This window comes from Sphingomonas panni, assembly GCF_022664435.1.
Taxonomy (GTDB): Bacteria; Pseudomonadota; Alphaproteobacteria; order Sphingomonadales; family Sphingomonadaceae; genus Sphingomonas; species Sphingomonas panni.
In genome coordinates, this window is the sequence record NZ_JAKREU010000003.1 from 21322 (window position 1) to 39152 (window position 17831).

The window sequence follows — 17831 nt, forward strand, 5'->3', positions numbered from 1 at the left end:
CCGTGACAACGATCATTTTGTTGCCGGAACGACCTCTGCCTGTCCGCTCTCCACCGGTGCCCAGGTCAATACCAATGCCCCCGCTGCCGGCCCGGCAGCCGCCCGGCCACCGCGCGCGCCGATCCCCTCGACCAGCGCCGCACGCTGTGTCGCGGTCCCGCCACCGACCACGATCCCACGGCCCAGCCGGGCCGACAGCCACGCCGCATCGTCCAGCGCGCGGGCATCGGCCACGCCCGCTTCATAAGCGATCTGCGGCGGCGCATCGCCGGCGATCGGCGGCACCACATCGACCTGCCATCCCGGAGCGGCGGCGCGGGCGCGGGCCTCGATCGCGCGATAGCCGCGCGGGGGGAGACCCGGCAGCTCGGCAGCGGTCGCGCGGACGCTGCGGCTGGCGTCGTCGACCTGCATCGCATCGACCGCCGCGCCGGTCACCAGCGCGACCTGCGCCATGATCCGTTCGCGCACCGGGCCGAACGTCGCGCCGGCGCGCTCGTTGACCTTGGCGATCTGCGCCGCCTCGGTCGCCTGCTGGTCCATCGAGCTGCGGATCTGGTCGACATGCAGGTCCAGCCGCCGTCCCAATCGCTCGCCCAGTTCCGCGGCGAGCGCGCCGTCCGCCTTCGCATCGAGCTTCGGGGTCAGCACCACGGCGCGCACGCGCATGGCGTTGCGGTCATAGGTGATTTCGAGCTGACTCAAACGCGCCTCGTCGGGAAAGCGCGACAGGATCGCACCACGCACCTGGCGCTGCGCCACCGATTCGAACGCGATCTGGCGCAGCGCCGCGCCCAGCGGGACGGCCAGCGCCAGCATCGCCCCGACGAACAGCACGATCTGAAATGTCGTATTGCGCGGCGTCAGGTGCCGGCCGAAACCATAGAGGCGCGCCATTGCCGCCGCAGTCAGCGCGATGGTGATGAGGTTGGTAAAGAACAGCAGCAGCGCCCCGCCTGCCACCGTCGCGTTATGCGTCGCGATGCCGAAGCCCACCACGCAGAGCGGCGGCATCAGCGCGATGGCGATGGCGACGCCGACCACCGTCGACCCCCGCCCCCGGATCAGCGCATAGCCCCCCGCAATCGCCGACAGGAACGCGACCAGCAGGTCGAACAGCGTCGGGCGGGTTCGTCCCGCAATCTCGGTCGTGATCGTCTGGATCGGCGACAGCGCGACCAGCAGCGCCGACAGGCCGACCGCCAGCCCCGCGCCGATCGCCAGCGCGATCAGCGATTTGCGGATGTCGGGCACGTCGAGCACCGCGATGCCGAAGCCGAGGCCGATGATCGGCATCATCAGCGGCGAAATGAGCATCGCGCCGATCAGCACGGCGACCGACGGCATCAACAGCCCCAGCAGCGACAGCGCCATCGACAGCACGATCATCAGCCCGTAGCGGGGCGACCAGCCTGATTCCTCCGCCACCTGCCGCAACACCGCGTCATGGTCGACCGATCCGATGACGTTGATCCGCCACCAGCGCCGAAACCGCCCCCGCCTGCTGCGTGGGGCCATCTCCTGCACCGCGACGTTCACCGCTTGCGCCCGTTATGCCGGATATTGGCCGGGCGCCCGCGCCGCTTCAGCACCCGTGGCGGCGGTCCCTTGCGCCGATCGCTTCCCGCAGACCCCTTGCCATCGGGCAGTTCGAAACGCAGCGCGCCGGATACCGGGTTCGCCTCCGCCAGGCGCAGTTGCAGCCGCTGTCCGGCGGCGAAGGTCTCGCCGCTCTGGTCGCCGATCAGCGATTGCGAGCTTTCGTCGAAGCGGAAATATTCGGTGCCGAGGTCGCGTGCTGGCACCAGGCCGTCGCCGCCCACCCCCTCGACCGTGGCGAAGAAGCCGAAGCTGGCGACGCCGGTGATCCGCGCCTCCATCACCGTGCCGACATGTTCGGCCAGATAGGCGGCGACATAGCGGTCGACGGTTTCGCGCTCCGCCTCCATCGCGCGGCGTTCGAGGCCGCTGATCGCCTCGCCCACCCGCTCCATGTTCGCCGCATCCTCGGCCGGCAACGCCCCTTCGCCCAGGACATAGCTGCCCACCAGCGAGCGATGGACGATCAGGTCGGCATAGCGTCGAATCGGCGAAGTAAAGTGCGCATAGCTCCCCAGCCCCAGCCCGAAATGCCCATGGTTCTGCGGGCCGTAAAATGCCTGCGTCTGGGTGCGGAGGATCTGCTCCATCACCTGCGGACGGAAATCCGCCTCGCCGATGCGGTCGAGGATGTGGTTGAACGTCGCCGGGCGGACCACCTGCCCCAGCGCGAAGGGCACGTCGAAGGTTTCGAGATAGTCCTTCAGCGCCACCAGCTTCTCGCGCGTCGGCGGTTCGTGGACGCGGTACATGACCGGTGCCTTCTTCGCCTCCAGCGCCTTGGCCGCCGCGACATTGGCAGCGATCATGTAGTCCTCGATCAGCCGCATCGAATCCAGCCGTTCGCGCGGCGCGACCGACAGGATGCGACCCTTGTCGTCCAGCACGATGCGCCGTTCTGGCAGGTCGAGGTCGAGCGGCTCACGCTTCGCCCGCGCCTTGGCCAGGGCCGCCCAGCAGGCCCAGAGCGGTTTCAGCGCGCTCTCGACCAGTTCGGCCGGCACCGGGGCCGCCTCCACGCCGTCGAACGCGGCTTGGGCATGTTCATAGGCGATGTTCGCCGCGACGCGGATCACCGCGCGGGTGAAGCGCCATCCCTTGAGCGTCCCGTCCTTTGCGATGGTCAAATGGCAGACCAGCGCGGCCCGGTCCTGCCCCGCCTTCAGCGAACACACGTCCGCCGACAGGATTTCGGGCAGCATCGGCACCACCCGGTCGGGGAAATAGACGCTGTTGCCGCGCGACCGAGCCGACTTGTCGAGGTCGGAGCCGGGGCGGACATAGAAGGATACGTCGGCGATGGCGACGATCGCCTGCCAGCCGCCATCGTTGTCGGCGCTATCGTCGGCCTTCGCCCAGACCGCATCGTCATGGTCGCGCGCGTCGATCGGGTCGATCGCGACGATCGGCAGATGGCGTAGGTCCTCGCGATCCTTGACCGGATACCCTGCGACCTTCCGTGCCTCCGCCAGCACCTCCTCAGGAAACACGTCGGGAATGCCGTGCTTGTGGATCGCGATCAGCGAGAAGCTGCGCGCCTCGAACGGATCGCCCAGCCGTTCGACCACCCGCGCGGTGATGCGCGGCGGGCGGCCGGCCATCGCCGCCAGCACGAGGTCGCCGGGCGCGGCACCGCCGGCATCGGACACCGGCACCTCGCGCCGTTCCTTCTTGTCGACGCCCTGCAGCCAGAGCTTGTCGCCCTCGGCGCGAAGCACGCCCAGCACCGCTTCGGCCGCGCGGTCGAGCTTCTTCATCGGGTAGGCGGCCCAGCCGCTCCCCGCCTCCTCCGTCCGCGCGAGGATGCGGTCGCCGATGCCCAGCGCGCTGCGCCGGCCGCGCTCGCGCACCCGGACTTTCGGCGGCGGCGTGTCCGCTTCCCAGCGTTCGGGCACCGCCCAGACATTGCCGCCGTCATCGACATCGGCGACGCGCAGCACCGTCACCTTGGGCAGGCCGCCCATCTTGTGAAAGGCACGACCGGGGGCGCTGTCGATCAGCCCTTCATCGGCCATGTCTTTCAGCAGCGCCTTCAGCGCGATCTTCTGCTGCGCCGACAGGCCGAAGGCGCGGGCAATCTCGCGCTTCCCCGCCGGAGTGTCCGACGACTGGATGAAATCGAGAATCTGCTCACGCGTGGGCAGGCCGGGCGGCGTTTTGGTGCGTACCATCGGCCATGACATAGAGCGCCCTGCCCATCAGACCAATGGCAAACGCCCAAGGACCCGATCCGGCGTCCGCCCGTTGGAACGGTCGAACACCCCAAGGGAGACGATCATGGGCATTTTCGAACGCATCAAGACACAGATTTTCGGCAAGGACGGCGGCCCGTTCGGCGACAACTACTTTGGCCAGAAGAAGGACGCACCCGCACCGCAGCCGACGCCAGCATCCGCCCCCGCGCAACACGCACCTGCGCCCGCCGCACCTGCCCCCGCGGCCCCTGCCGCACCAGCGGCCCCCACCGCACCGCAGCCGGTCGACCCGATGACCGCGATCGAGCGCATCGCCCAGCAAAAGGGCAATCCGCCGCTTAACTGGCGCACGTCGATCGTCGACCTGATGAAGCTGCTCGACCTGGACTCCAGCCTCGACAACCGCAAGGAGCTGGCGACCGAGCTTGGCTATACCGGCGCAAAGGACGGCAGTGCCGAAATGAACATCTGGCTGCACCGCGCGGTGTTGCAGGAACTGGGCAAGGCCGGCGGTCAGGTGCCGGGCAAGCTGAAGGATTGAGGCGGCCCGGACGTCCCCTATCCACCGTACCCCGGCGGAAGCCGGGGTCCAGTTGCGGGCCGTTCGTTGTCAGCCACGCACCTTCCCCAACTGGACCCCGGCCTTCGCCGGGGTATGGCGTGGGCCGTAGCCGATGCCTGACCCTCTGCGCACCCCCGCGCAGGCGGGGGACCATGTCAAGCACGGTACCGCTTGCGGCTCTGGATCCCCGCCTGCGCGGGGATACGGCTCGCGATTGGGATGAAGAACGACCAGCCCAACCCCTATCGTCACCCCGGGCTTGACCCGGGGTCCCGCTTCTTCCCAACCGCCGGACAGAAAGCGGGACCTCGGATCAAGCCCGGGGTGACGTTGCTTATGCGGTAGGCCTCAATACGCCCGCCCGATCAGCACCCGCTCTACCGCCGGCGCGCCGGTGAACACGCACGGCCCATCGTCGCAACCGGTCTGACCGAGCGGCGCGTTGCGGATCGTGAGCTTCAGCGCCTTCAAGCGCTGCACGACCGCCTCCAGCGTGTCGCCGGTCGGCTTCGACCAGCGGACATCGACCCAGCCGGGATTCTTGACGCCCGATGCGAAATGCGCCTCCACCCCGGCCCAGTCGTCGACCGGCACGATTGCGGCACGCAGCTTCTCGGTCGACTGCGCCAGCAGCGTCGCCTGAACATCGGCAAGCATGTCGCCGACCTGCCCCGTGAAATCGTCCTTCGCGACGATCGCGCTGTCGAGCTTGCCGTCGGCGCGGTACAGTCGATCCCGGCGGACGACCGAGACATTGCCGCCGGCCATGTCGCGCCCGCCGACCTCGATGATGATCGGAGCACCCTTCTTGACCCAGCCCCAGCGCTTGTTCGCCGCCTTGGCCGGCTTGAGGTCGAGCAGCGCGCGGACCGGTTCGCCCAGCGCCGACTGCTTCGCGAGCGCAGCCTGCAATTCGCGGCAATAGGCGATCAGCGGCTCATCCTCCGGCGCGTCGCGCAGCATCGGCACGATCACCACCTGCCACGGCGCGATCGCGGGCGGCACGCGCAGGCCGTCGTCGTCGCCATGCACCATGATGACCCCGCCGATCATCCGCGTCGACACGCCCCAACTGGTCGTGTTGGCATGTTCGAACTGCCCCTCGGCATTCTGGAAGCGGATGTTCTGCGCATGCGCGAAATTGGTGCCGAGGAAGTGCGAGGTGCCCGCCTGCAGCGCCTTGCCGTCCTGCATCATCGCTTCGATGCTGTAGGTCGCGACCGCGCCGGGGAAGCGTTCATTCTCCGGCTTCTCGCCCGCGATCACATGCAGGCCGAGACAGGTTTCGGCGAACTCGCGATAGACTTCGAGCATCTTGAGCGTCTCTTCGCGAGCCTCTTCCGCCGTGGCATGGGCGGTATGCCCTTCCTGCCACAGGAATTCGGCGGTGCGCAGGAACATGCGGGTGCGCATTTCCCAGCGGACGACGTTCGCCCACTGATTGATAAGCACCGGCAGGTCGCGCCACGACTGGACCCAGCGCGAAAAGGCGGTGCCGATCACCGTCTCGCTGGTCGGGCGCACGACCAGCGGCTCCTCCAGCTTCGCTTCCGGGTCGGGGGTCAGCCCGCCCTTGCCGTCCGCCACCAGCCGGTGGTGGGTGACGACCGCCATCTCCTTGGCGAAGCCGTCGACATGCTCGGCTTCCTTCTCGAAATAGGAGAGCGGAATGAACAGCGGGAAATAGCAATTCTCGTGCCCCGTCGCCTTGATCCGGTCGTCGAGCAGGCGCTGGATACGTTCCCAGATGCCATAGCCCCACGGGCGGATGACCATGCACCCGCGCACCCCGGATTCCTCGGCCAGATCGGCCTCGGTGATGACGGCTTGATACCAGGCGGCGAAATCCTGTTCGCGCGTGACGTTGAGAGCGTGCTTCATGGGTGCGGCGATAGCGGCAAAGGGGGCGGTTCGCCAGCCAAGGATGCGCAGGGCGAATCATCCGCTGCGCCATGCATAGGCAATGATTGCCGCCCACGGCACGATTACCATGGCCAGCCAGTACCACATGGTCGCCCGTGGCCGAGGGCGTAACGGGCGCTGGGGCCATGTCATCCGATCGATCGACGCGGTCTCGACGCGATCAAGACGGTGGGAATGCGGGTCATGCTGCATCGATAAGCTCCAGCGATCCAATCCTACCGCGTTGTTTTATCGACGCTTTCGTTGCGATACTGCACACCGCCGCCGAAGCGAAAACGCGCGGGGAGCGGCGTCGATCATGGGCGCGACGGGTGTGGGCGCCGCTGGTCCGGACACGAATGGTTAGCAATGCGTCATGCCGATGCCGCAGTGCCCACGCGAATATTGCGCGGGGTAGCGCCGGTGCGCCGCACGCGTTAGATGCCCCCCATGCCCGGCGACCGTATCCTCAGGGGGTTGGCGCTTCGCCTGCTCGCGATCTTCTTCCTGTCCACCATGTCGGCACTGGTGAAGCTGGCCGAGACGCGTGGCGCGTCGCTGCCCGAAACCATGTTCTACCGCCAGCTGTGCGCGCTGCCGATCGTACTGGGCTTCGTCGCCGCCGGCCCCGGCCTCCGCTCGCTGCGGACCACGCGGTTCAAAAAGCATCTGACCCGGTCGATGATCGGGCTGGTCGGCATGGTCTTCACCTTCGGCGCGGTGCTGTTGCTGCCGTTGGCGGAGGCGACGACGTTCCAGTTCACCGTGCCGATCTTCGCGACGTTGCTCGGCGCGCTGGTGCTGCGCGAGCCGACCGGCTGGCAACGCTGGGGCGCGGTGTTGCTGGGGTTTGTCGGCGTGCTGGTCGTGTCGCAGCCGGGCAGTTCGCACGTCCCGCTGTTCGGTGCGTTCGTCGGGCTGATGGCGGCGCTGTTCGTCGCGCTGGTCGCGATCGCGCTGCGCCAGTTGCGCGACGAACCGGCGGGAACGACCGTCTTCTGGTTCTCGACGCTCACCTTGCCGTTCATCGCAACCGCCTATGCCTTCGACATCCGTGCGCACGACTGGCTGACCTGGGTGAACCTGATCGCGATCGGCATGGTCGGCGGCATGGGGCAGATCGCGCTGACCGCCGCCTCGCGCGCCGCGCCGGTCGCGGTGGTGGTGCCGATGGACTATTCGGGGCTGCTATGGGCGACCGTCTATGGCTGGCTGTTGTTCGGGGTGTTGCCGACACCGATGACATGGGCCGGGGCGCCGATCATCATCGCCAGCGGCCTGTTCATCGTGTGGCGCGAACATCGCCTCGGCCGGCAAAAGGTGCGCGCGATGGTCGAGGAGGACTGATCCTACTCCTCGATCTCCCCCCGAACCTGCGCATGGGCCAGCAACGCGAACAACACGCTGCCGCCGACGATATTGCCGAGCAGCACCGGAAAGAAGAACGCCACCGCCTGTCCGAAACCCATGTCGCCGTGCAGCAGCAGCACCCACATCTCCGCCGATCCGGCGACGACATGCGCGAAGCCGCCGAGATCGATCAACCCGGTCAACAGGATGATGAGCGTCACCTTCTGCCCCTCGACGCTCGGCAGGGTCCACACCACGCTCGCCAGCAACAGGCCGGAGGGTATGCCCGCCAGGAACCCGTGCATTCCGAGATGCTCCAGCACCACGCCGCTGACCTCGACCAGTTCATTGGCCTGTTCGACGCCTAGTCCGCCCAGCATCGCGAAACCGGCAAAGGCAAAGGTGCCGATCAGGTTCGCGACCAGCACGATCGCCCATAGCCTGAGGGTCCGCGCCAGATTCTTGGCACTCGGTTCGGTCGCCAGCGGTAGCACGGCGGACAGCGTGCTTTCGGTGAAAAGCTGCATCCGCCCGAGGATCACGACGACGAAGCCGATGGCGTAACCCAGCGCCTGGAGCAGTGGGGTCCACGCGCCGCTCGGCACCGCCGTTTCCATCACCGCCTTGCCCAACAGCGACAGGCCGATGGCGAGGCCGGCGGTAATGCCCGACCACATCAGCGACGCGGCGGGGCGTTCCAGCTCCTCGATGCCCTGCCGCCGGACGACTTCATGGACGATCAGCGCCGACGCGGCACGGCGATCGTCGACGACCTCCTCCTGTTCGGGGTCGAGCGCGACCTTGCTTTCCTCGTCGGTCGGATCGCTGGCGGGGGCGTTTGTTTCGGACATGTGCCGATCTCAACCCGCCGCAACGGGCGCGGTTCCGCCGCGCCCCTGCCCGCCCCGCCCGGCGACCGGGCGGGGCGGCGGTGCCTACTCGGCGGCTTCGGGCACCGGCGCGGCGCTGTCCTTCCACGCCAGCACCGGCTTGCGCGCGGCCAGCGTCTCGTCGAGACGGCGGCGCGGCGCGAAGTGCGGCGCGGACTTCAGCGCCTGATCCCCGGCCTTGGCGCGTTCGCCGACCGACTTCAGCGCGCCGATGAACTGGTCGAGCGCGGCCTTGCTCTCGGTTTCGGTCGGTTCGACCAGCATCGCGCCGTGAACGACCAGCGGGAAATAGACCGTCATCGGATGATAGCCCTCGTCGATCAGCCCCTTGGCCACGTCCAGCGTCGAGAAGCCCTCGGCGAGGTTCGCATCGCTGAACAGCGCCTCGTGCATACACGGCCCGCTGTTGCCGAACGGCGCGTCGAGCGTGTCGTCGAGGCTGCGGAGCACATAGTTGGCGTTCAGCACGGCATCCTCTGCCACCTGCTTCAGGCCGTCCGCTCCGTGGCTGAGGATATAGCTCAGCGCGCGGGTGAACATGCCCATCTGCCCATGGAAGGCGACCATGCGGCCGAAGCTGTCGGCATGATGTTCGCCCGCCGTCTCTTCCTCGACCAGCACGAAGCGGCCGTCCTGCTGTTCCACGAAGGGCAGCGGGGCGAAGGGGGTCAGCGCCTTGGAGAACACCACCGGCCCCGACCCCGGACCGCCGCCGCCATGCGGGGTCGAAAAGGTCTTGTGCAGGTTGATGTGCATCGCATCGACGCCGAGATCGCCCGGCCGCACCCGCCCGACGATCGCGTTGAAGTTCGCGCCGTCGCAATAGACATAGCCGCCCGCCGCATGGACCGCGTCGGAGATTTCCTTGAGGTCCCGCTCGAACAGCCCGCAGGTATTGGGGTTGGTAATCATCACGCCCGCGACATCGGGCCCCAGCCGGTCCTTCAGCGCCTGCGTATCGATGCGCCCTTCGGCGGTGGCGGGAATTGCCTTCACGGTGAAGCCGGCGAATGCCGCCGTCGCCGGGTTGGTGCCGTGCGCCGATTCGGGGACCAGGATCGTCTTGCGATGGCCCTCGCCGCGCTTCTCCAGCGCCGCCTTGATCGCGAGGATGCCGCACAGCTCGCCATGCGCGCCGGCCTTGGGCGACATCGCGACCGAATCCATGTTGGTCAGCGTGACCAGCCAGTGCGCCAGCTGATGGATCAGCTCCAGCGCGCCCTGCACCGTGTCGATCGGACCCAGCGGATGGAGATCGGCAAAGCCCGGCAGGCGCGCCATCCGCTCGTTGAGGCGCGGGTTGTGCTTCATCGTGCAGCTGCCCAGTGGGAACAGCCCGAGATCGATGGCGTAGTTCTGCCGCGACAACCGGGTATAGTGGCGCACCGCTTCCGGTTCCGACAGGCCGGGCAGGCCGATCGCGCCCTTGCGGGCATGGCCGCCCAGACGCGACGCGACCTTGGGCGCTTCGTCGATGTCGACACCGGTGGTTTCGGTCGATCCGATCTCGAAGATCAGCGCCTCTTCCAGCATCAGCGCGCGATTGCCGGTGAAGGTCGCCTGCGCCGCCTGCGAAGTATCGCCCATTTCGGGACGCCAGCCGCTCTGGTTCACGCTCATGCCAGTACCTCCGTGAGCGCCGCTGCCAGCGCCTCGATATCTTCCTCGGTCACGGTTTCGGTGACCGCCACGACCAGTCCGTTCGCCAGTGCGTCCTCGCCCGGATAGAGCCGGCCGAGCGACACGCCCGCCAACACGCCACGATCCGCCAGTTCACGCACCACCGGCCGCGCTTCGGTCGGCAGCCTCAGCGTGAATTCGTTGAAGAACGTATCGTTGACCAGTTCGACGCCGGGCACCTGGGCCAGACGGGCGGCGGCGGCGCAGGCCTTGGCGTGGTTGACCTCCGCCAGCTGCCGCAGCCCCTTTTCGCCCAGCAGCGTCAGGTGGATCGAGAAGGCCAGCGCACACAGCCCCGAATTGGTGCAGATGTTCGACGTCGCCTTTTCGCGGCGGATATGCTGTTCGCGGGTCGACAGCGTCAGCACGAAGCCGCGCTTGCCTTCGGCATCGACCGTCTCGCCGCACAAGCGGCCCGGCATCTGCCGCACCAGCTTTTCCGAGCAGGCGAACAACCCGACATAGGGACCGCCGAATTGCAGGCCGACGCCGAGCGACTGGCCCTCGCCGACCACGATGTCCGCGCCCAGATTGCCCGGCGCCTCGATTGCGCCGAGCGCCACCGGTTCGGTCACGACCGCGATCAGCAGCGCCTTGGCGGCATGGGCCGCATCGGCGATGCGGCGCAGGTCGGGGATGCGGCCGAGAATGTCGGGATATTGCACGACCACGCACGACGTATCGGCATCGATCCCGGCGATCACCGCGTCGTCGTCGGTCGCGGCGTCGAGCACCGGCAGCGCCGTCGTCAGCACGTCGCCGGTGTACTTCGCCATCGTCTTCGCAACCGAGACGTAGTGCGGATGCACGCCGCCCGAGAACACCGCCTTCGCCTTGCGCGTCACGCGGCGGGCCATGGTCACCGCTTCCCAGCAGGCGGTCGAGCCGTCGTACATCGACGCATTCGCCACGTCGCAGCCCAGCAGCCGGGCGACCTGGCTCTGGAATTCGAACAGCATCTGCAGCGTGCCCTGCGCGATTTCGGGCTGATAGGGCGTGTAGGCCGTCAGATACTCACCGCGCTGGATCAGGTGATCGACGCTGGCCGGCACATGGTGGCGATACGCGCCGCAGCCGAGGAAGAACGGCACCGACCCCGCCGCGACATTCTTCGCCGCCAGCGCCGACAAATGCCGCTCGACCGCCAGCTCGCTGGCATGGTTGGGCAGGCCGGGCACCGGCCCGTCGAGCCGGGCGGATTGGGGGACGTCGACGAACAGGTCGTCGATGCTGTCGGCACCGATCACGGACAGCATGTCCGCACGGTCGGTCGGGGTCAGGGGAAGATAGCGCATGATGGTCCTACTGCAGAACCGCCTTTGCGTCCGTCATTCCGGCGAAGGCCGGAATCCATGGACACGGGCGGCATCGAAACGTCGGAACGGCCCGTATCCATGGGTCCCGGCCTGCGCCGGGACGACGATGGTGTCAGGCGCGATCCTTACAGCCGCGCGATGTATGCGGCGTATTTCTCTTCATCCATCAGCTCGCCCAGCTCGCTGTCGTCGCGCAGCGTCAGCTTAAAGAACCAGCCATCGCCTTCGGGGTCTTCGTTGACCAGCTGGGGGTTGTCGGCCAACGCGGCATTGCCCTCGATCACGGTGCCCGATGCCGGGGTGTAGACGTCGGAGGCGGCCTTGACCGATTCGACCACGGCGGCGTCGTCGCCCTTGGTCAGTTCGCGGCCATCGGCGGGCACGTCGACGAACACGATGTCGCCCAGCTGCCCGGCGGCATATTCGGTGATGCCGACCGTCGCGACTTCACCGTCGACTTCGATCCACTCATGTTCCTGCGTGAAAAAACGGCTCATCGGGGCAACTCCCTCTTAACGGACGTAACGATGGGGGACGAACGGCATGGGCACGACCCGCGCCGTATGCAGCTTGCCGCGCTGACGCAGGGTCAGCGACCCGGTTTCCGCCAGCGCCGGCGGGCAATAGGCCATGGCGATCGGTGCCTGGACGCTGGGCGCGAACCCGCCCGAGGTGACGTGGCCGACGACATTGCCGTCCGCGTCGACGACATCGGCACCTTCGCGCACCGGCTGACGGCCTTCGACAATCATGCCGATCCGCTTGAGCACGGGACCGGCGGCGCGCTCTGCCAGGATACGCTCGGCACCGGGGAAGCCCCCTTCCTCGCGGCGACGCTTCGACAGCGCGAAGCCCAGGTCGGCGGCGACCGGCGTCGTGTCGGGGCTGAGGTCATGGCCGTAGAGCGGCAGACCGGCTTCGAGGCGCAGCGAGTCGCGCGCACCCAGGCCGATCGGCTTCACCTCCGGTTCGGCACAGATCGCATCGGCAAAACCGGCGGCGGCGTCCTCGGGCAGCGAGATTTCATAGCCGTCCTCGCCGGTATAGCCCGAGCGACTGACCCACAGCGCATGGCCGTTCCAGTCGAAGCTGCCGGCGGTCATGAAGGTCAGCGCGGCGACGCCCGGCAGGATGCGATCCAGCGCATCGACCGCCTTCGGCCCCTGCACCGCCAGCAGCGCGCGGTCATCGAGATGGTTGAGCGTGATCTCGTCGGCCAGATGCTCGCGCAGATGGCCGATATCGTCATATTTCGTCGCGCCGTTTACGACCATGTAGAAGGCGTCTTCGCCTTCGGCTGCCTCACTTAGAGGGAACGGCACTTCCGGGCCGGCGGCATCGACCCGCGTAACCATCAGGTCGTCGAGGATGCCACCCTGTTCATCCAGCAGCAGCGAATAGCGGATCTTCGTCGGCTTCAGGATGCGCAGGTCACCCGGCAACAGCGCTTCCAGCGCGCCGGTCGCGTCCGGCCCGTGGATCAGCAGCTGGCCCATATGGCTGACGTCGAACAGCCCGGCGCTCTCACGCGTCCACAGATGCTCGGCCATGATGCCTTCATACTGGACCGGCATCGTGTAGCCCGCGAACGGGACCATGCGCCCGCCCTTCGCCCGGTGCCATGCGTCGAGCGGCAGCAGCTCCGGCGGCAGTTCCTCGACCGGATCGGTGCCGTCGGCGCGCAGTTCGTGGGCGGGTTCGGGGGCAATGTCGCTCATGGGCCACGTCCTTCGTGATGGGATCAACGACGGTCGCACGGACGCACCGCGCCCAACGACCATCGCCCCCTCTGTCACGGAACCTGAGAGCTTTCGCAGGCGAACCTGCTTACCCCTTCGGTGGTCCGACCATTTCGGCCGCGACGCTTTCCAGAGTATCTTACTGCCTCGCGCGGTCCCTGTTGCCTGAGAGATTCCGGGGCGGTTGCTCCTTCGGCGGCGGATTGCTCCGCACTCTCCCGCGCGTGGCGTCGGCTGCAAGCCTGTGATGGCCGAAGCTCTGGCTTGGGCGTGGGAATTAGTCAATCGGGAAAGCGGCGATGGCGGCGGACGGAAGCCCCCCGCTCGTCATCCCGGCGCAGGCCGGGATCCATGGATACGGGCCGTATCGATGGCGCCGTGACGTCGCCTGTCCGTGGATCCCGGCCTTCGCCGGGATGACAAAGGCGCGCCTATCCCAACCCACTTCGTCATTCCCGCGAAGGCGGGAATCCATACACGCAACGGCAGTAACTCTTGCTCAAACGGCAGCGGCTATGGATTCCCGCCTTCGCGGGAATGACCCAAAGGACTGCCCGCCCCGCCTCAACGCGTGACGTTGTACCGCAGCTGCGCGTCGGTCAGCTGGAATCCGACCAGCGCTTCGAACGTGGCCGCCAGCACCGCCTGACGCACGGCCGGGTCCGACAGCGGATCGATCGCCGCGTCCTGGTCTCCGGGCTTGCGGCGGCGGTTGATCTGGTCGCGGGTTTCCTGCGGCAGGGTGGCCGCCGCGCGGTCGACGACCGCCGTGCCCTGCCCCTGCGCCGAGGCCCGCGCCTCACCCGCCGCGAAGTTCAGCGTGACCTGTCCCACTCGCTTCGACACGACCTGCGTTCCGCCGCGCACGACCGATACGAAGTACGGCAACGTCACGGTGCGCGCCGCATCGGTGCGGTTGCGCCGCGCCTGCACGTCGAAGCTGATCGTGCTGTTGATCGTATCGCTGCCCTCGACGCAGTTCGCGCGGACGTTGGTCAGCGTCGCCACCACGTCGATCGCCTTCGCATCGGTGCTGCCGGCGGGGTCGAACAGCGTGATGTCGCCGGTTCCGGCCGGCACGCCCGCCACCGGGCAGGCCGAGCGTACTGCCGAAATGCCGACGCCCTGCGTCACGTCCAGCTCGCCGGTGCGCTTGCACCCCGACAATGCAGCAAGGGCGATCGTGGCGACGGCGGCGGTTTTGCGGAGGGTCACGGAAATCTGTACCTTATGCACGGGTGCGGCGATGCCGCGCCTCCTGAATAGCCACGCTTCATAGGAACCGGCTTTCGCGCGTGCAAGCAATCGCGTGTTTGGGGTCGCGTCGACCGGCTTCACTTGGCGTGTTCCCCAACAAGCTGTAAGCGCGGTGGCCATGACCGAGACCCAACGCCCCGCCATCGAATTGCTCATCGCCGCCCCCCGCGGCTTTTGCGCCGGGGTCGACCGCGCGATCCAGATCGTCGAGCTGGCGATCCAGAAACACGGCGCGCCGGTCTATGTCCGCCACGAAATCGTCCACAACAAGTTCGTGGTCGATTCGCTTCGGGCCAAGGGCGCAATCTTCGTCGAGGAACTGGACCAGGTGCCCGACGGCGTGCCGGTCGTGTTCTCGGCGCACGGCGTGCCCAAGTCGGTGCCGGCGGCGGCCAGCGAGCGCGGCCTCGAATATCTCGACGCGACCTGCCCGCTGGTGTCGAAGGTGCATCGCCAGGCGGAGCGGCTGGTCGCATCGGGCCGCCACATCCTGTTCGTCGGCCATGCCGGCCACCCGGAGGTGATCGGGACGTTCGGTCAGGTGCCCGCGGGACAGATGACGCTGATCGAGACGGTCGAAGATGTCGCGAAGCTGACGCCGGCCGATCCCGACAACCTTGCCTTCCTGACGCAGACGACCCTGTCGGTCGACGACACCCGCGCCATCGTGGAAGCGACCATCGCCCGTTTCCCGACCATCGTCGCGCCCAAGGCGGACGACATCTGTTACGCCACGTCGAACCGACAGAGCGCGGTCAAGGCGATCGCGCAGAGCTGCGACCTGGTCCTGGTGATCGGCGCGCCCAATTCGTCCAATTCGGTGCGGCTGGTCGAGGTGGCGGAGCGTGAAGGTACCTCGGCCAAGCTGATCCAGCGCGCCGCCGATCTCGACTTCGCCTGGCTGGACGGCGTCGGCACGCTCGGCATCACCGCCGGTGCCTCCGCCCCGGAAGTGCTGGTGCGCGAACTGGTCGACCGCATCGCCACCCGCTTCGACGTGACCGAGCGCGAGGTCGAGATGACGCGCGAGACGATCGCGTTCAAGCTGCCGCGCGGTCTCGAAGCCGCCTGATGGCCGTCTATACGCAGGTGTCGGCGGAGGCGCTCGCGCGCTTCCTGTCGGGCTATGACCATGGCGAACTGGTCTCGGCCAAGGGAATTGCTGAGGGGGTCGAGAACAGCAACTATCTGGTCGATACCACCACCGGCCGCTTCATCCTGACGCTGTATGAAAAGCGGGTCGACCTCGCCGACCTGCCCTTCTTCTTCGCGATGACCGATGCGCTGGCCGATGCCGGCAACCCGGTGCCGCGCGCGCTGCCCGACCGCAACGGACAGGTGATCCAGACGCTGGAAGGCCGTCCCGCCTGCCTGATCGAATTCCTGTCGGGCGTGTCGGTCAGCCACCCGACCGCCGAACAGGCCCATGCGGCGGGCGCGGCGCTTGGCGCGCTCCATCGCAGTCTGGCCGATTTCACACCGACCCGCGCCAATTCGATGGGCGTGGCGATATGGCCGAAGCTATATGCCGACTGTGCGCCCCAGCTCGATTCGATCCAGCCGGGCCTGCGCGCGCGTGTCGGCAGTGCGCTGAACGCGGTCGTAGCGGCATGGCCCGCCGATCTGCCGACCGGCGCGATTCATGCCGATCTGTTCCCAGACAACGTCCTGATGCTGGGCAACACCGTCACCGGGCTGATCGACTTCTATTTCGCCTGCACCGACATCGTCGCCTATGATGTCGCGATCACCCATTCGGCGTGGAGCTTCGATGCGACCGGTGCGCCGCTCGACCCCGCGATCGGACAGGCGCTGCTGGCCGGCTATCGAACGCAGGCGATGCTGTCCGAAGCGGAGGTCGCGGCATTGCCGCTGCTGGCCAAGGGCGCGTGCATCCGGTTCCTGCTGACCCGCGCGTGGGACTGGATCAACACGCCCGCCGATGCGCTGGTGACGCGGAAGGACCCGCTCGCCTATCTCCGCCGGCTCGACTGGTACGACACGAACCCGACCGCCTTCGCATGACCGAAACGCCTGAACTCCCCCGCGTGGAAATCGCGACCGACGGCGCGTGCAAGGGCAATCCCGGGCGCGGCGGCTGGGGTGCGGTGCTGCGCGCCGCCGATGGCCGCGAACGCGAATTGTCCGGCGGCGAGCGCGAGACGACCAACAACCGCATGGAATTGATGGCCGCGATCGAGGGGCTGAACGCCCTCAAGCGCCCGTGCCGCGTGATCCTGTCGACCGACAGCCGCTATGTGATGGACGGCCTGACCAAGTGGATCAAGGGCTGGCAGAAGAATGGCTGGAAGACCGCCGCGAAACAGCCGGTCAAGAACGCCGAACTGTGGCAGGCGCTGCTCGCCGCCGCCAAGCCGCACCGGATCGAATGGAAATGGGTCAAGGGCCATGCCGGCCATCCCGATAACGAGCGGGCCGACAAGCTCGCCAGCGATGCAGCCCTGAACCAGACGGGGGCACACCAATGATCCCACGCGTCCTGATCGACACCGCGCAGGTGCCCGGCGACGATGTCGAACTGCGCCTCGTCCAGCGCGGCGACGATTTCATGATCGTCCTCGACCGCAACGAGTTGATGAGCAGCCGCATGTCGGCATCGGAAGAGGCGCTGGCCGATCTCGGCTGCGCGCATCTGGCCGGGTGCAAGGGCGCCCGCGTCCTGATCGGCGGGCTGGGCATGGGCTTCACCCTGCGCCGCGCGCTGAAGATCCTGCCGGCCGATGCCGTGGTGGTGGTCGCCGAACTGGTGCCCAAGATCGTCGAATGGGCACGCGGGCCGCTGGCGCATATCTTCGACGGCTGCCTCGACGATCCGCGCGTGCGGATCGCTGTCGGCGACGTCGCCTGGGCGATCGAGGAAGGCGGCTGGGATGCGATCCTGCTCGATGTCGACAACGGGCCGGATGGATTGACCCATGCCGGCAACGACAAGCTCTATTCGACGCGCGGCCTACAGGTGACGCAGCGCGCATTGCGCTCCGCGGGCGTGCTGGCGATCTGGTCGGCCTATGCCGATGCGGCGTTCACCAAGCGGCTGAAGGATTGCGGCTATCTGGTCGACGAACAGGTCGTGCGGGCGCGGGGGACCAAGGGCGCCCGCCATGTGATCTGGCTTGCCGGGCGGCGGTAGAGAGCAACACTCCCCTATCCCTTCCCGTTTGGTTCGAGCTTGTCGAGAACGGGGTTCCGCACGGGTAGCACCGGCGGCGGATGAACCTACCTTACCGCCGTTCCGTTCGAGCCTGTCGAGAACCCGCCCGCCCCAAACAACCCGTTCTCGACGGACGCTTCTCGACGAGCTCGAAGCTGCTCGAACCGAA

General features: G+C 67.6%; 15 protein-coding genes and 1 riboswitch. Of the genes, 6 read left to right on the top strand and 9 right to left on the bottom strand.

The window, feature by feature from the left end; all coding sequences use genetic code 11:
* Positions 1-12: 12 nt before the first annotated feature.
* A complete protein-coding gene (locus MF609_RS07195; protein WP_242415641.1) occupies positions 13-1539 on the bottom strand; it encodes a DUF389 domain-containing protein in 1527 nt (508 codons plus the stop codon).
* The gene (locus MF609_RS07200) at positions 1536-3770 is read right to left on the bottom strand and encodes a ribonuclease R family protein (protein ID WP_242415642.1); all 2235 of its coding nucleotides are present in this window, start codon (positions 3768-3770) and stop codon (positions 1536-1538) included. Before MF609_RS07200 ends, MF609_RS07195 begins: the two co-directional genes overlap by 4 nt.
* A 106-nt stretch (positions 3771-3876) precedes the next feature.
* On the opposite strand from MF609_RS07200, the gene MF609_RS07205 reads away from it, so the two are divergent.
* Positions 3877-4335 carry a DUF3597 domain-containing protein gene (locus MF609_RS07205; RefSeq protein ID WP_242415643.1) on the top strand — a complete coding sequence of 153 codons (459 nt, stop codon included), beginning with the start codon at positions 3877-3879 and terminating at the stop codon, positions 4333-4335.
* A gap of 369 nt (positions 4336-4704) precedes the next feature.
* On the opposite strand, the gene MF609_RS07210 is transcribed toward MF609_RS07205, so the two are convergent.
* Positions 4705-6237 (bottom strand): aminoacyl--tRNA ligase-related protein, encoded by a 1533-nt coding sequence (locus tag MF609_RS07210; RefSeq protein WP_242415644.1) that lies wholly within the window; start codon positions 6235-6237, stop codon positions 4705-4707.
* Between the two features lie 462 nt (positions 6238-6699).
* On the opposite strand from MF609_RS07210, the gene MF609_RS07215 reads away from it, so the two are divergent.
* Positions 6700-7605, top strand: a complete 906-nt coding sequence (locus tag MF609_RS07215) for a DMT family transporter (RefSeq protein WP_419723068.1) — start codon at positions 6700-6702, stop codon at positions 7603-7605.
* A 2-nt stretch (positions 7606-7607) separates the two neighbouring features.
* On the opposite strand, the gene MF609_RS07220 is transcribed toward MF609_RS07215, so the two are convergent.
* The 6 genes from MF609_RS07220 to MF609_RS07245 form a co-directional block, all read right to left on the bottom strand.
* The gene (locus MF609_RS07220; RefSeq protein ID WP_242415645.1) at positions 7608-8459 is read right to left on the bottom strand and encodes a formate/nitrite transporter family protein; all 852 of its coding nucleotides are present in this window, start codon (positions 8457-8459) and stop codon (positions 7608-7610) included.
* Between the two features lie 84 nt (positions 8460-8543).
* Entirely contained in the window at positions 8544-10118 is a 1575-nt protein-coding gene (gene gcvPB / locus MF609_RS07225; RefSeq protein ID WP_242415646.1) for an aminomethyl-transferring glycine dehydrogenase subunit GcvPB, read from the bottom strand.
* Positions 10115-11473, bottom strand: coding sequence for an aminomethyl-transferring glycine dehydrogenase subunit GcvPA (gene gcvPA, locus MF609_RS07230; RefSeq protein ID WP_242415647.1), 1359 nt, complete (start codon positions 11471-11473; stop codon positions 10115-10117). The genes gcvPB and gcvPA overlap by 4 nt, the downstream gene beginning before the upstream one ends.
* A gap of 146 nt (positions 11474-11619) precedes the next feature.
* Positions 11620-11991 (bottom strand): glycine cleavage system protein GcvH, encoded by a 372-nt coding sequence (gene gcvH, locus MF609_RS07235; protein ID WP_242415648.1) that lies wholly within the window; start codon positions 11989-11991, stop codon positions 11620-11622.
* 15 nt (positions 11992-12006) lie between these two features.
* Complete coding sequence (gcvT, locus tag MF609_RS07240) at positions 12007-13212, bottom strand: glycine cleavage system aminomethyltransferase GcvT (RefSeq protein ID WP_242415649.1); 1206 nt, start codon at positions 13210-13212, stop codon at positions 12007-12009.
* A gap of 163 nt (positions 13213-13375) precedes the next feature.
* A riboswitch (glycine riboswitch) is annotated at positions 13376-13464 on the bottom strand.
* A 333-nt stretch (positions 13465-13797) separates the two neighbouring features.
* On the bottom strand, positions 13798-14448 hold the full coding sequence (locus MF609_RS07245; protein ID WP_242415650.1) for a hypothetical protein: 651 nt from the start codon (positions 14446-14448) through the stop codon (positions 13798-13800).
* Positions 14449-14608: 160 nt separating this feature from the next.
* On the opposite strand from MF609_RS07245, the gene ispH reads away from it, so the two are divergent.
* Genes ispH through MF609_RS07265 form a run of 4 tightly spaced genes read left to right on the top strand, consistent with a single transcriptional unit; the run spans position 14609 to position 17641 of the window.
* On the top strand, positions 14609-15562 hold the full coding sequence (gene ispH / locus MF609_RS07250; RefSeq protein ID WP_242415651.1) for a 4-hydroxy-3-methylbut-2-enyl diphosphate reductase: 954 nt from the start codon (positions 14609-14611) through the stop codon (positions 15560-15562).
* A complete protein-coding gene (gene thrB, locus MF609_RS07255) occupies positions 15562-16515 on the top strand; it encodes a homoserine kinase (RefSeq protein ID WP_242415652.1) in 954 nt (317 codons plus the stop codon). The genes ispH and thrB overlap by 1 nt, the downstream gene beginning before the upstream one ends.
* A complete protein-coding gene (rnhA, locus tag MF609_RS07260; protein ID WP_242415653.1) occupies positions 16512-16979 on the top strand; it encodes a ribonuclease HI in 468 nt (155 codons plus the stop codon). The genes thrB and rnhA overlap by 4 nt, the downstream gene beginning before the upstream one ends.
* Positions 16976-17641 carry a spermidine synthase family protein gene (locus MF609_RS07265; protein ID WP_242415654.1) on the top strand — a complete coding sequence of 222 codons (666 nt, stop codon included), beginning with the start codon at positions 16976-16978 and terminating at the stop codon, positions 17639-17641. The genes rnhA and MF609_RS07265 overlap by 4 nt, the downstream gene beginning before the upstream one ends.
* Positions 17642-17831 lie beyond the last annotated feature (190 nt).

What these genes read in the sequence shown, in the direction of transcription:
- MF609_RS07200 (WP_242415642.1), bottom strand. Translation starts at nt 3,770, where the DNA reads ATGGTACGCACCAAAACGCCGCCCGGCCTGCCCACGCGTGAGCAGATT.
- MF609_RS07205 (WP_242415643.1), top strand. Translation starts at nt 3,877, where the DNA reads ATGGGCATTTTCGAACGCATCAAGACACAGATTTTCGGCAAGGACGGC.
- MF609_RS07210 (WP_242415644.1), bottom strand. Translation starts at nt 6,237, where the DNA reads ATGAAGCACGCTCTCAACGTCACGCGCGAACAGGATTTCGCCGCCTGG.
- MF609_RS07215 (WP_419723068.1), top strand. Translation starts at nt 6,700, where the DNA reads ATGCCCCCCATGCCCGGCGACCGTATCCTCAGGGGGTTGGCGCTTCGC.
- MF609_RS07220 (WP_242415645.1), bottom strand. Translation starts at nt 8,459, where the DNA reads ATGTCCGAAACAAACGCCCCCGCCAGCGATCCGACCGACGAGGAAAGC.
- gcvPB (WP_242415646.1), bottom strand. Translation starts at nt 10,118, where the DNA reads ATGAGCGTGAACCAGAGCGGCTGGCGTCCCGAAATGGGCGATACTTCG.
- gcvPA (WP_242415647.1), bottom strand. Translation starts at nt 11,473, where the DNA reads ATGCGCTATCTTCCCCTGACCCCGACCGACCGTGCGGACATGCTGTCC.
- gcvH (WP_242415648.1), bottom strand. Translation starts at nt 11,991, where the DNA reads ATGAGCCGTTTTTTCACGCAGGAACATGAGTGGATCGAAGTCGACGGT.
- gcvT (WP_242415649.1), bottom strand. Translation starts at nt 13,212, where the DNA reads ATGAGCGACATTGCCCCCGAACCCGCCCACGAACTGCGCGCCGACGGC.
- ispH (WP_242415651.1), top strand. Translation starts at nt 14,609, where the DNA reads ATGACCGAGACCCAACGCCCCGCCATCGAATTGCTCATCGCCGCCCCC.
- thrB (WP_242415652.1), top strand. Translation starts at nt 15,562, where the DNA reads ATGGCCGTCTATACGCAGGTGTCGGCGGAGGCGCTCGCGCGCTTCCTG.
- rnhA (WP_242415653.1), top strand. Translation starts at nt 16,512, where the DNA reads ATGACCGAAACGCCTGAACTCCCCCGCGTGGAAATCGCGACCGACGGC.
- MF609_RS07265 (WP_242415654.1), top strand. Translation starts at nt 16,976, where the DNA reads ATGATCCCACGCGTCCTGATCGACACCGCGCAGGTGCCCGGCGACGAT.